This window comes from Flavobacterium sp. (genome assembly GCF_044341265.1).
Classification (GTDB): Bacteria; Bacteroidota; Bacteroidia; order Flavobacteriales; family Flavobacteriaceae; genus Flavobacterium.
Window position 1 is genome coordinate 1 of record NZ_JBIISA010000003.1, and the last position, 15,010, is coordinate 15,010.

Genomic DNA, 15,010 nt, shown 5'->3' on the forward strand with positions numbered 1-15,010 from the left:
CAATAAAAAACAGTTGCAAAAAGTAAAACGCTTATAACGGATGTATAAAATCCTACTATAAGCGTTTTTTTATTCTCTAAAAAACGGTGCTAATCAAAATAAACGATGTTTTTCAGTGCCCTCCTATATAGTTCATCTTTTTTTATGTTTAAAGCTTTTAAATCTAATAAAATGATAAAAAATGAGACCTCGTGTATCAGAGTTAGTGATACAGGAATTTGTCCAAAATGCAAGTCTAAAGAAATAATAAAAAATGGTTTTACAAAAAATAAAAAGCAACAATTTGTTTGTAATTCTTGCAAAAGTAGATTTATTGATTTTTATAGTTACAAAGCATGTAATACATGGGTAAACAAAAGAATTATTCAATTTACAAAAGAAGGTTTAGGCATTAGAAGTACGGCTAGAATATTAAAAATTTCAACTACAACCTTATTAAAAAGGATAATTGCCATTGCAAAGAAAATTCCAAATCAAATCATTTATAAAAACAAAATCTATGAAGTAGATGAAATGAGAACCTTTATAAAAAATAAAGAAAAACCAATTTGGATAGTTTATGCTCTCGAAAGAAAAACAAGGCAAGTTGTAAACTTTACTATAGGTAAAAGAACAAAAAGAACACTTCAATATGTGACCAATACATTACTTTTATCCAACCCTAAAAGAATTTTTACAGATAAATTAATTCACTATAAATCATTGTTAAACGAAACAATTCATAATACAAAACCTTTTGGCACTAATCACATTGAAAGAAAAAACCTTTCGTTGAGAACACATTTAAAACGGTTGAATAGAAAGACAATATGTTATTCAAAAAGTTTTATCATTTTACAATGTATTTTAAGAATTTATTTTTGGGGATAACTACTCACAATCTCCAACATACTTATCAACAATATACTGAGTAACTTTTTTAATCTCAGCACCATTCTCGGGATTCTCACCATCCATATTAAAAAATTGAACCTCATTGTTTTTCTTACTGTACCAAACTAGAGGTTTATCTCCATTAAAAAACTTTGTAGTATCGCAAACTGTTAACTCTTTTCTACTAAATTCAATTTCATTGTAAGGCTTTATGATTTTTGTATTTGCAAATCCAACTTCTTCACTTTGGCAATCAACCAATTCATAATGATCTTCCTTCCATTCCATGCATTCTTTTTCTTTGAAAAACATACTTTTCGCACCAAACAATCCCAAAACTACTAGTGAGCTAATTCCAACTTTCTTCTTTAAATTACTTTTAGAAGCAACAATTATTTCATCTTTAAAAAAAACAGGTTTTTCTTCCTTTTTGATAATATCATTCGATTTATTTTTATCAAAATTTTTTTCTTTTACATCTTCTACAAAATCATCAGAATTTAACTTAGCAAACTTCTTAAATGGTCTTGGCTCAAAATCCAATAAAATAGCCGACATATTTATCCCTTCAATATCTGCTAAATCACTCTCTCCTTTTAAAAAATTTTCTATTGGTCGAAACCTATCTGTAGCAGCTTGCAATTTATTTTTATTGCCAGACTCAAACGGAAATCCAAAAAAAATCTCAAAGCTTTTTAAATCATCATTACTTTCATTATTCTTAAATCTTTCAATGCAAAGCTGACGAAGTTTCGCTCTAGATGGAACTAACAAAAAACTGGAATATTCTTTTGTTTTTTCTTTTTCAAATTTTGCTCTTATGGCTTTCTTATAGGCTTCAAGAGAATCATGTGTTGTAGTCATAGTAGGATTTTTTAGGAATAGTAGGATTTTCAGGAATTCCTTATAAACACTCAAACAAAAACCACATTCCTTTGCCTCAGAATTAGTTCTTGCTCTATTTCGCGATAGGAACAAATGTACAAAACTAGTTCAAAAAAGTGATGCTATACAGAACTGATTTTTTATTCAGGGAAGTATAACTAAAAGGTTCTGTAGTAGCTCACTTCACTTCCCAAAAAAATAAATCCGAGTACTCAAATCTGATACAGTTTTTCTGTTTCAAAACGCTTTCGAGAAAGTCTCGAACAGCCACAACCATGTCAAAATTTAAAACATCATGAAAAAAATATTTTTCGCGGCTATTGCTGCATTGTCAATTTCATTTACTTCTTGCACAAATGATGCAATTGAAGAAAACACAAATACAGAAAACATTTCAATTCAACACAGCGAAATGTTGTTAACTAAAGCAATAGTAGATACCACAGGTGGACAAGGTGGAAACACTCCTCCGCCACCACCACCTGTAACACCACAATTAAAATAGAAATATTTTTCTATTCTAATTAAAATCAATAATTTCGGGAAATGATATTTAAAAAAGTATATTTCCCGATTTTTATTGTAATAGCATTCTCTATTTTTATTTCATGTAATAAAAAGATAGAGAATCCAAAAAATGAAAAATATAGTTTAAATGTAAAGAAAGCATTCTCGTTTTATGATAAACAAGAATATGATAGTGCTTACTATTATTTTTATAAAGCTAATGATGCTTGTTCAGATCAGGAAAAAGAAAGAAGGGTATATGCTTTATATTATCTTGCAGAAATACAACAAAAACGATGTGATTTTTCAGGAAGTGAAGCAACTGCAACAAGCATAATTTCTATTTTACCTGAATATAAAAGTATAAATACAACTTATAATCTAATTGGAATATCGCACTTGGAACAGTATAATTATGAAAGTGCCCACAAATATTTCAATCTTGCAAAAAGTACTGCCTTAACTGAAGAAGATAAATTTGTTCATATAAATAATATAGCTTATACTTTTTTAGAATCGAAAGAATATAATAAAGCGGAACAATTACTGCTAAATCTTTCTAAAGATATTTCACTCATTCAAGACAAACCCAATTATGCCAAAGTTCTTGATAATCTTGGATATACTTATTTTAAATTAAACAATCCTAAAGCAATTGATTATTTAAATCAATCTTTAAAAATCCGTGATAGTATTAATAATAATTCTGAGCTTATTGCTTCTTACATGCATATGGCGGAATATTATCAAAAATCGAATTTGAAATTATCTAATGATTTTGCACAAAAAGCCTATAATGCTGCATCAGCAATCAACAGTCCAGATGATAGAATTGAAGCTATTAAGTTTCTTATTGCCTCATCCAATACTAATGAGGTAAAGTCTCTTGCTTTAACGCAAATGAATATTTCGGATAGCATTAATAAAGTAAGACAAAACTCAAAGACACAATTTGCTAAAATAAAGTACGATGCCAACATAGCTTTAAAAGAAAGTGAAAAGCAAAAAAGTCAAAAACAACTCTACCTTTCATTGTTCATTTTTGTATCCACAATATCTTTATTTGTGTTTTTTACAATTCGTTCAAAAAACAGAAGAAAGCTCCAAAAAGCAACTTACGATACCGAAACTAGAATTTCCAAAAAGCTTCATGATGAATTAGCTAATGATGTTTTTAACGCTATGACTTATGCAGATACACAAGATTTGAACAATCCAACCAATAAAGAATTTCTTCTTGAAAACTTAGATAAGATTTATACACAATCAAGAAACATTTCAAAAGAAAACAGCCAAATTGATACTGGTGATAATTTTGAAGCTGTTCTTAAAGCTATGCTTTCAAGTTATAACAGCAACAATATTAATGTTATTATAAAAAATAATACTTCTTCAACGGATTGGCTAAAACTCAAGAAAGAATCCAAAATAGTTATCTACAGAACTTTGCAAGAATTGATGGTGAACATGAGAAAACACAGTAGCTGTAGCTTGGTAGTGATTGGATTTGAAACCTATAAAAAAGGTGTCGAAATCAACTATTCTGATAACGGAATTGGATGTTCAGATTTGTTAAATTTAAAAAAAGGTTTGCAAAATGCGGAAAACCGTATTTTATCCATAAATGGAACTATTACTTTTGAAACGGAAACTAATAAAGGATTCAAAGCAAAATTGAAAATACCTAAATAATTACAAAGTCATGTTTAAGAAAGTAATAATAGCAGAAGATTTTGATAGCATTAACTTAGCAGTGATGCAAGTACTAAGTGAGCTTGGTGTTACAGAAATTCACCATGCAAAATACTGTGATGATGCACAATTAAAAATTAAGAAAGCAATTCTTGACAACGAGCCATTTGATTTATTGATAAGTGATTTGTCTTTTAGAGCTGATCATAGAAAAGTACAATTAGTTAGCGGAGATGATTTGATAAAATGGGTAAGAGAAGCACAACCCGATTTAAAAATAATAGTGCACTCTGTTGAAGATAAAACCTTTCATATAAAATCACTTTTTGAAAATCAAAATATTGATGGTTTTGTGATTAAAGGACGTAGAAGTATTCATGAATTGAAAACGGCAATCAAAAACCTTTTTCAAACCAATGAAAAGTATATTTCACCTGAAATGGAACATTTACTTCAGGACAAAACAATAAATGAAATTGATAATTTTGATATTGAACTTATAAAACAATTATCATTAGGTGTTCCACAAGAAAAAATGGACATCAAATTCAAAGAATTAGGCATTACACCTAGTAGTAAAAGCACTATTGAAAAAAGAATTGGCAAACTCAAAGATTACTTTAAAGCCAACAATACCGTTCATTTAATCTCTATTGCTAAAGATTTAGGAATAGCCTAAAAACTCTCTTTTTTATTTTTTTATTCTCTTTACGGTTTCCCGTAAGGAATACTCTTTTATTGGTTATACTTTTGTAAAAATCATTCAAAATAAATAACAATTATGAAAACTAAAATTTTTATAACACTGCTACTACTTCTTTCATTTAGTAACATTTATTCTCAAAATGAAGAATTTACATATGTTACCTCTAGCAAAAACGGTGAAGATTATTCTGTTTTAATAAAAAAAATTGATGATTACTCAACTGAGTTATGGGTAAAAAAAACAGAACCAATAAAGTATAAAAAAAATAAAAGCGGTAAAACAATAAAAACAGGAGGTGGTTATATTCTAACTTTTATGACTATTAAATGTGGTGAATCAACATATGATCTTGGAGAATCTATAACTTATTACGAAAATGGAAATGTAAAAAGTAATATTGATATATCAAGTTATGAAAATAGAGTGGTCCCAGGATCAGTAATGTCTGCTATCTATGATTTTGTATGTAGTGATTAAAATACGAAAATAAACGTATTTCATTAAAATTCGCCAAACCTATTTTTACATTATTATTCAATACTATTTTTTTAGCAAAATCATCAGATGAAACAGATATACTTTATAGCCATATTTTTTCTTAATCTAACAACAGGATTTAGTTTTAATAAAACTCTAGTCCCTTCTGCAACAATCTCTGGTGGAACAACCCTGTGCCAAAATGCTACTGGAAGTGTTATTACTTTCACTGGAAGTGGTGGAACTGCGCCGTATACTTTTACCTACACAATTAATAACGGTACACAAACTCAGATTGTAACAACTGGAACTAATAATACGGTTACACTTCCTATAGTTACAACAACTGCTGGTAATTTTACTTATACTTTGGTTAGTGTTTCGGATAGTACTACGCCAACAGTTGTAATTCCTCAGAATGACACTGAAGTTGTTATCATAAATGCATTACCAATTGTAAACTTTAGTTTTACCAATAATAACTCTTGTTCAGGAACGGCAATTCAATTCACTCCATCAGTAACTGGTTCCGGTTCTTATACTTATTTATGGGATTTTGGTGACGGAACCCCAACATCAACATCTCAAAATCCTAGTCATATTTTTAATTCTTTAGGATGTGGAACAACAACATTCAATGTGGTATTAACAGTTACAAGTAATGGTTGTTCTGTTTCTAGAACCAACCAAGTTATTGTTTTACAAAGGCCTGATATAAATTTTTCTGATGTTACAAATCCTTTTGACCCATTTAGTAATTGTTCAAACGCATCATCAAATCCAATTTTTACAATCAATGTTGGAAATACTTCAACTTCTACATGCATTTCTTCTTTTTCAATAAATTGGGGAGATGGTAATATTGAATCTAATGTAGTATTTCCAATTTCTCATACTTATAATTCTATTGGAGCATATTCCATGATTGTAACAGCTGTTGGAAATAATGGATGTGTAAATACAAAAACTTATATAATAAAAAACGTATCCAATCCATTGGGTGGTTTAAATAGTCCTGGCTCTACTCAAAATTTATGCGCTCCTACTGCAAATTTACAGTTCTCTATTTCAAATTGGGGTTCTAATTCTCTTGATACAACGTATAACATTAATTATGGAGATGGTTCTCCTCCTTTAATATTAAATCAAAATCAATTAAATAGTTCAACTTATTATAATTCGACTAATCCAGCATCTTCATTAAATTATCCAATTCCACATACTTATTTATCTAGTAGTTGTCCTGCTACCAGTTTTATAGTAACTCTTGATGTCACAAATGCTTGTGGTACAACTCCTTTTACATTAGGAAATATTTCCATATTAACAAAACCAACTGCAAATTTTACTTCTCCACCAAGTGGGTGCGTTAATTCTAGCATTACATTTAATAATACAACAATTAGTGGTTATGGTCAAGGTTGTGTTCAAAGTTCGATTTACACATGGAATTTTGGTGATGGAACACCAATAATTACCACTCCACTTTCACCTCCAACGAATATTAATCATACTTTTTCAACACCAGGAACATATACAGTCACATTAACGGCTCAAAATTTTTGTGGAATAACTACAATTTCCAAAACCATCTGCATTGAACCACCATTAACACCAACATTCACTTTAAACACTACAACTGGATGTGCTCCTTTGGCTGTTACAACAACAAACACTACAAATACAACTAATTCGTGCAATCCACCAACTTATCTTTGGCAAGTAGCTTATACTCCTGCCTTTTGTGGAACTACAATAACTCAAATTCCAAATCAAACTACAGCCAATGCCAACTTTAATTTTGTAGAATCAGGCACATATACCATAACATTATCAATGACAAACTCGTGTGGTACATTTACATCCCAACAAACAGTCACTGTCAAAAAACCGCCGACAGTTTCAATAGCTGCATTAACTTCTTATTGCGGAAGCGCCACAATAAATCCAGTTACAACAGTTACTAATTGCGCGCCATCTAGTTCAACACTCACTTATGCTTGGAGTTTTCCTGGAGGAAATCCTTCAACGGCTAATACATTAAATCCTGGAGCGATAAACTATACAACGCCAGGAAATTATACTGTTTCACTAGTTGTTACTAATGAATGTGGTGCATCAAACACCGCATCACAAGCACTTGTAATAAATCAATCACCAGTAATTACTAACACCAACTTAAGTCAAACTATTTGCTCCGGAACAGCAACAACTCCTGTAAATATAACAACTAATCCAGCCACTGCAACATTCACTTGGACTGCAACTGCAACGTCAGGAATTTCTGGATTTACTCCATCAGGAACTACAAATACAATTCCAGCACAAACAATTTCTACCTCTAATACCAATCCTGGAACAGTTACTTATGTTATAACGCCAACAATTGGAACTTGTACCGGAACAATTGTAAATTATATTGTAACTGTAAATCCTGCCGCGCAAGTAAATCAACCACTAGCACTATCGGTATGTAATGACAATTTAATTACTCCTCCAATATTCACAACGAGCAATACTTCAACAGGAACAACTTATAGTTGGACGAACTCAAATACCGCAATTGGTTTAGCCGCTTCTGGCAATGGAAATCTTCCAACATTTACGGCAGTGAACACAACCAACACACCAATTACTGCAACAATTACTGTTACTCCTTCGTTTTCTGGTGGAAGTACTGTTTGTAGTGGTGTGGCAAAAACATTCACAATTACTGTAAATCCAATAGGGCAAGTAAATCAGCCAAATAATATTACAAATTGTAATAGTAGTAATGTCATAGTAAATTTTTCTAGCTCCAATTCAGGTGGTACAACGATTTATAATTGGACAAATGACACTATTGCTGTAGGATTACCCGCTTCGGGAACCGGAAATTTAAATTTTACCGCTACTAATACAACTAACAATCCTTTAACAGCAACCATTACGGTTACGCCAACTTACACTGTTGGAACTTTAAGTTGTGTTGGAACACCCAAAACATTTACAATTACAATTAATTCTTCAGCTCAGGTAAATCAACCTACAGCAGTATCCGTTTGTAATGGAAATAGCATTCCAACTACCATTTTTTCTACACAAAACACAACTGGAACTACGACTTATACTTGGACAAATTCCAATCCTTCAATTGGATTAGCCGCTTCTGGAACTGGTGATTTACCCTCTTTTACAGCAATAAATAATGGCACAACTATAGTTAACGCAACGATAATTGTAACTCCATCAATTTTAACAGGCACTACTTCTTGCAGTGGAACAACAAAACAATTTGTAATTTCGGTTTTACCAAATGCGAGTTTAGTTGCAACACCAAATAAAACAATCTGTAACGGAAGTCCTTCATCAGCTATAAATTTTTCAAATACAACGACTGGTGGAACTACCTCATATAGTTGGGCAAATGACACTCCGAGTATTGGTTTATCAGCATCTGGAACTGGAAATATTCCAAACTTTACAGCTGTTAACAATGGATTATCTCCCATTACCGCTACTATTTCAGTAACACCATCATTTACAAGCGGTAGTTTAACTTGCTCAGGTTTAACGCAAACTTTTACTATTACTGTAAATCCATCAGCGCAAGTAAATAGTACAACCAATATTGAAGTTTGTAATGGGAATACTATTCCTTCAACTGTATTTTCAACCACTAATTTAGTTGGAACTACAACCTTTTCTTGGACTAATTCTAACCCAGCTATTGGATTAGCAGCAAATGGAAACGGAGCAATTCCGAGTTTTACAGCAAATAATAGTACTGCGACAACAATAACTTCAACCATTACAGTTACACCGACTTTCACCTTTCAAGGAGTAAATTGTAACGGACCAAATCAAATTTTTACAATAAAAGTTAACCCTAGTCCAATTGCGACTATTTCTGGAACAACTAGTGTATGTTTAAATGCAACTAATCCTCAGATAACTTTCACAGGATCGTCTGGAAATGCGCCTTATACTTTTACCTATAATTTAAATGGCGGAACCAATCAAACAATTACAACGACATCAGGAAATAGTGCCTCAATAAATGCACCTACAAATGTAGTCGGGACATTTACTTATAATTTAGTTAATATCCAAGATTCTAATGCTACTTCTTGTATAAATACTCTTACACAGTCAGCAATTATTACCGTAAATAATTCGCCAACTATCGATACGCAACCATCACCAAGTCAAAGTATTTGCGTAGGCGGAACAATAGCAAATCCTTTATCAGTTACCTTTCTTAACGGAACTGGATCTGCAAGTTACCAATGGTATTCCAATACTACCAATTCTAATTCAGGTGGAACTTTAATTTCAGGAGCAACGAACGCAGCTTATACTCCATTAGCTTTCAATACAGCAGGAACATTTTACTACTATGTTGTAATCAGTTTTACTGGAAATGGTTGCGGAAATATTTCAAGCACTGTAGCAAGCGTGGATGTACTTCCTGATCCTATTTTATCAACACAACCTTTATTAACACAAACGCTTTGCCAAAACGAAACGCCTACAACCCTAACCGTAACGGCAATTGGTGGAACTGGAACTTTCAACTACCAATGGTTCAGCACAACAACTGCTACTACAACTGGTGGAAATGCAGTTGGAACAAATACTGCAAGTTTTACTCCTCCAACAAATGCTGTTGGAACTTTTTATTACTATTGTGCAATCACGCAAACAGGTATTGGATGTTCGGTAACAAGTAATTCAGCAACAGTTATTGTAAACACATCACCAACAATTGCAAACCAACCCATTTCAAGTACGGTTTGCCAAAACGGAACACCAACAACATTAACATATTCCTACATCAACGGAGTTGGAACTCCAACCTATCAATGGTATTCAAACACCACAAATTCACCAATTGGAGGAACTTTGATCCCAGGAGAAACTAATGCAACATTTAATCCACCTTCAAATACCATTGGAACTTTTTATTATTATGGAATTATTACATTTCCATCTTTAGTTGGAAGTTGTTCTAGCGTATCTACAAATGTTGCCGTTGTAACTATAAATCCACAAAGTACAATTGACACGCAACCATTATCAACACAGAACATTTGCGTAGGCGGAACAATTGCAAACCCATTATCTGTTACCTATTTAAACGGAACAGGAACTCCAAGTTACCAATGGTATTCAAATACAAATAATTCAACAACTGGCGGAACTCCTGTAGGAACAAATTTACCAACCTATTTACCTCCAGTTTTTAATTCAGCAGGAACATTTTATTATTATGTAGTCATAAGTTTCACAGGAAATGGTTGCGGAAATGTAACTAGTGATGTGTCAAGTGTCGTAGTTCTTCCAGATCCAATTGTTTCAACTCAGCCAATTGCATCTCAAACGCTTTGTCAAAATGCAACTCCAAATATATTACAAGTAATCGCAACTGGTGGTATTGGAACATTTAATTATCAGTGGTATTCTAATAGTTCAAATTCAAATTCTGGCGGCACAATCTTAATTGGAGAGACGAATGCAACATTTACGCCACCAACACTAAACAATGGAACTGTTTACTATTATTGTGAAATTACCCAACCTAATGGAATTGGATGTAATGTTACAAGCGCAACTTCAGAGATAAATGTAAATTTAGCACCAGCAATTTCTACAAATCCAGTTTCTGAAACAGTTTGTTTAGGAGATGCAATTGCGCCTTTAACTGTAAATTATATAAACGGCGTTGGAACACCAAATTATCAATGGTACAGTAATACTTCCAATTCCAATAGTGGTGGTTCTGTTATTTTAAATGGAACTAATGCATCATTTTCACCACCAGCATCAGCTTCCGGAACATTTTATTATTACTGTGTGATCACATTTCCATCATTGAATGGTGGTTGCGAAATAATTACATCTTCAGTAGCAACGATTATTATTAATCAAGTTCCAGTAATTTCATCTCAGAATCAAACCATTTGTAGTAGTGCAACATTTACAATAATTCCAGTTTCCACTTCGTCTGATATAGTTCCAACAGGAACATTATATACTTGGTCTGCTCCAATAATAAATCCTATTGGTACAATTACTGGATCATCAGCACAACCAGTAGGTCAAACTGAAATTAGTCAAACGTTGATAAACACTTCAACTGCACCAGCAACTGCAACTTATACAATAACACCAATATCTGGAAATTGTGTTGGGGCTACTTTTACAATCACAATTACTATAAATCCAGCTATGAATCCGAATGCTGTGGTAACAAATAGTACTTGTTTTGGAATTAATAATGGAAGTATAACAACCAACACAACTGGTGGAATTCCTTTTACAACTGGTGCTCCTTATAGTATTCAATGGACTGGACCAAATGGTTTTTCATCATCAAATGCAAATATTTCTAATTTAGTGCCTGGAACTTATAATCTATCAATAACAGACGCTGGTGGATGTCCAATTGCTAATTCATATACAATAACAGAGCCTTCAGATATAGTATTATCAACAGATTCAAATACCAACATTACCTGTTTTGGAAGTAGTAATGGATCCATTGCAATTTCAGTTATTGGTGGAACTGGAGCCTATTCATATTCTTGGACACAAAATAGTAATCCGTATGCAACAACCGAAGATATTTCAAATTTGAGTTCAGGAACTTACGTTGTAACAGTTTCTGATGCCAATAATTGCGGACCAAAAACAGCCACTTTTGTAATTACAGAACCGCCTTTGTTGCAGGTAAATTTGGTAAGTCAAACCAATATTAATTGTTATGGTTTTGCAACTGGCGCCATAAATAGTTCTGTTATTGGAGGAACTCCAATAGAGATAACTCCGGGTGTTTTTAATTATAACTATTCTTGGACAGGCCCAAATGGTTATACAAGTTCCAATCAAAATATCTCAAACCTAATTGCAGGAAATTATAATCTTACAGTAACAGATGCTCAAGGGTGTGTAGATACATTATCAGTAAATTTGACACAATCTCCAGAAATAATAATAAATGCTACAACAACTCCAATAGTATGTTATGGTGACAATAATGCAACTATTACTGTAACATTATCTGGCGGTAATGCTCCTTATCAGGTGCAATGGAGTAATTTAGCGGTTGGATTAAATCAAAATAATCTTTCGCCCGGAAATTATACAATTACTGTTACAGACGCTCTTGGATGCCAAAAATCTTCTACCATAAACATTCCAAGTCCACCATTATTTGACGTAAGTCCAGTTGCGACTAACATCTCTTGTTTTGGAGCCAATGACGGAAGTATTGTTTTGAACTTTGTTGGAGGAATAGCACCAGTTAATTTAGTTTGGAGTGATGGAAGTACAGCAGGAACAACAAGAAATAATCTTGGACCAGGAACCTATTCAGTTGTTATTACAGATTCTAAACCATGCACTATTACAAGAACCTTTACAATTTTAGAGCCTCAACTTTTAGTTTTGTCAGCAAATACTGTTAATGCTCTTGATTGTAATGACGCTAATTCAGGGCAAATAAATCTTTTGGTTTCAGGAGGTACGCCACCATTTTCATATCTATGGAATAATGGTGCTACAACTGAAGATTTGAATAGTATTCCAGCAGGAAATTACCAAGTTACAGTGACTGATGCAAGAAGTTGTGTAAAAACAGCTCAATATTCAATTACTAGACCTAATCCATTATCACTATCGGTTAATACAACTACAAATGCAACTTGCAGCACTTTTACAGTGACTCAAGATTTTACTGCTGTTGCTTCTGGAGGAGTTCCACCATACACTTATAATTGGTCAAGCGGAACTGTTTCTGGAACTAATAATCAGTCAATGACAACGACAACAAATGGACTTGTTACACTTACAGTCACAGATGCAATTGGTTGCTCTACAAATTATTCACTAAATGTTGCAATACCTACTTTAGGGAATCCTTCATTTAATACAAATTCAATAGGTTATACTTCCTATGGAATTTATTCCATTTTGGATCCAATTCAATTTACTAGTGTAATAACTGGAGATTATATTTCTGTACTTTGGGATTTTGGTGATGGAACATTTTCAAATGAAGTAAATCCAATTCATACTTATTCTTCACCAAACGATTATGTAGTCACTCAAACGGTTACTTATCCTTTTGGATGTGTTTACAGTCAAATTATAACTTTGAAAGTTGAAAAAGGATATTTGCTAGTTGTACCAACTGCATTCACACCAACCAATAATGATGGCATCAATGACACCTTTAGACCCGTCACTAAAGGATTAAAAAATGTTCGTCTTGATATTTACGATACTTGGGGATCATTAATTTACTCCGAAGTTGGAGAAGTTTTGGTAGGATGGAATGGAAAAATAAAAGAAGTAAATTCTGAAAATGGGAACTACTATGCTAAAGTAAGTGGTGAAACTTTCTATGGAACTATCATAAATGAAAATCAAACTTTTGTACTAATAAAATAAACACGAAATGAAAACCAAATTAAATTATGTTTTGTTTATTGTACTGAGTTTTTTCACTCTTCAAAGCAATGCTCAAGATCCAATATTCACTCAATTTACCTTAATGCCTGAAACCTTGAATCCAGGATTTACTGGTTTTCAATACAATTGGAGAGCAGGACTTTTACACAGAAGGCAATGGCCAGATGGCAATAGAGTAGTAGATACAGACTTTGGTTTTGTAAATAAAATGGTAGGTGAGCACGCAGCAGTTGGAATGACAATTTTGAACAACAGAGAGGCATTTACTAATTACAATTTTCTTCAAGTAAATATGGCCTATTCCTATAAAGTCGAGATAGATTATAGATGGAGTTTTAGACCTGGACTTGAAGTTGGTTATGGCAGAAAAAGTTACAACTTCAAAAATTTATTGCTAGAAGATCAAATAAATATCAATACTGGAGTAATTAGTAGTGGTAGTGTAGATTTAGGAGTATTAAATCAAAAGGATAATATCAATTTTTTTGATGTTTCTGCTGGTTTTGTAATTGATAATCAAGATGGTTGGTTTGGATTAAGTGTTAAACATCTTACTCGACCAAATATTTCTTTTTTAAACGATAATCATGTACCACTAGATTTATTTTTGTCACTTCACGCTGGATATGCATTTGATATGGATGGAACACCATCTGGTTTATTTCCTGAAGAAACAAAATTATTAGTCAATGCTAACTATATGAGACAATCACAGTTTAATCGATTGGATATTGGAACGGCATTAAAATTTCAAGCATTAACAGTTGGTGCTAATCTAGCAACTAATCCTGAGGGTAAAAGCAAAAACAGTCATTTAATTACTTCAATCAATCCTTATATTTCTGTTCACTTTAGTGATTTTAACTTTGGGTATTCATATGATTTTAGCACGTCAAAAATCGGAAGAACACAAGGAATACATGAGCTTTCTTTAACATGGCAATTGCGTTTTTGCGAATCTTGCATAGCCAAAGTTAACAAATACTACGACTACAATAAGTAATCGAAAATCTTATTACTTAAACTATTTAATTTAAAAAAAAGTATTCTTTACGGTTTCCCGTAAGGAATGCTCTTTTATTGGTTTTAAGTTTGAAAAATTATTTAAAAATAAGATTTCATTCATGAGAACAATATGTATAATATGCGCTGCTATTGCTTTGATAGCTTGCTTTGATATGCCCATAGCCTACTATACTTTTTTAAGAATAGCAATTACAATCGGATCCATTTTGGTGCTATTCAAAGAGGTTCAAAAAGACGTAAACCTTTTTGGGATAATCTTCATTTGTTTAGCAATTCTCTTCAATCCCATAATCCCTATTTATCTCTACAAAAAATCAATTTGGATGCCCATAGACATCTTTACCGGATTTATGTTTTTGATATATGGATTTAAAGAAAAGAACAAATAAG

Annotated in this window: 9 protein-coding genes; 8 read left to right on the forward strand and 1 reads right to left on the reverse strand. The window is 32.4% G+C overall.

Translation table 11 applies throughout. The features are described 5' to 3' along the window. Positions 1–171 precede the first annotated feature (171 nt). Positions 172–870, forward strand: coding sequence for an IS1 family transposase (locus ACIQ06_RS01865; RefSeq protein ID WP_396143482.1), 699 nt, complete (start codon positions 172–174; stop codon positions 868–870). Here the strand turns inward: ACIQ06_RS01865 and ACIQ06_RS01870 are convergent, their stop codons facing one another. Next, entirely contained in the window at positions 871–1,737 is an 867-nt protein-coding gene (locus ACIQ06_RS01870; RefSeq protein ID WP_396143485.1) for a hypothetical protein, read from the reverse strand. 316 nt (positions 1,738–2,053) lie between these two features. On the opposite strand from ACIQ06_RS01870, the gene ACIQ06_RS01875 reads away from it, so the two are divergent. The 7 genes from ACIQ06_RS01875 (at position 2,054) to ACIQ06_RS01905 (ending at position 15,009) form a co-directional block, all read left to right on the forward strand. Continuing rightward, a complete protein-coding gene (locus tag ACIQ06_RS01875) occupies positions 2,054–2,263 on the forward strand; it encodes a hypothetical protein (protein ID WP_396143488.1) in 210 nt (69 codons plus the stop codon). Between the two features lie 41 nt (positions 2,264–2,304). Further along, positions 2,305–3,957, forward strand: coding sequence for a hypothetical protein (locus tag ACIQ06_RS01880; RefSeq protein ID WP_396143490.1), 1,653 nt, complete (start codon positions 2,305–2,307; stop codon positions 3,955–3,957). Between the two features lie 10 nt (positions 3,958–3,967). Then, on the forward strand, positions 3,968–4,636 hold the full coding sequence (locus tag ACIQ06_RS01885; protein ID WP_396143492.1) for a response regulator: 669 nt from the start codon (positions 3,968–3,970) through the stop codon (positions 4,634–4,636). A gap of 102 nt (positions 4,637–4,738) precedes the next feature. Then, a complete protein-coding gene (locus tag ACIQ06_RS01890; protein WP_396143495.1) occupies positions 4,739–5,140 on the forward strand; it encodes a hypothetical protein in 402 nt (133 codons plus the stop codon). An 87-nt stretch (positions 5,141–5,227) separates the two neighbouring features. Beyond that, a complete protein-coding gene (locus ACIQ06_RS01895; RefSeq protein WP_396143497.1) occupies positions 5,228–13,573 on the forward strand; it encodes a PKD domain-containing protein in 8,346 nt (2,781 codons plus the stop codon). A 7-nt stretch (positions 13,574–13,580) separates the two neighbouring features. Next, the gene (locus ACIQ06_RS01900) at positions 13,581–14,597 is read left to right on the forward strand and encodes a PorP/SprF family type IX secretion system membrane protein (protein ID WP_396143499.1); all 1,017 of its coding nucleotides are present in this window, start codon (positions 13,581–13,583) and stop codon (positions 14,595–14,597) included. Between the two features lie 121 nt (positions 14,598–14,718). Beyond that, on the forward strand, positions 14,719–15,009 hold the full coding sequence (locus tag ACIQ06_RS01905) for a DUF6804 family protein (RefSeq protein WP_396143502.1): 291 nt from the start codon (positions 14,719–14,721) through the stop codon (positions 15,007–15,009). Position 15,010: the final 1 nt, after the last annotated feature.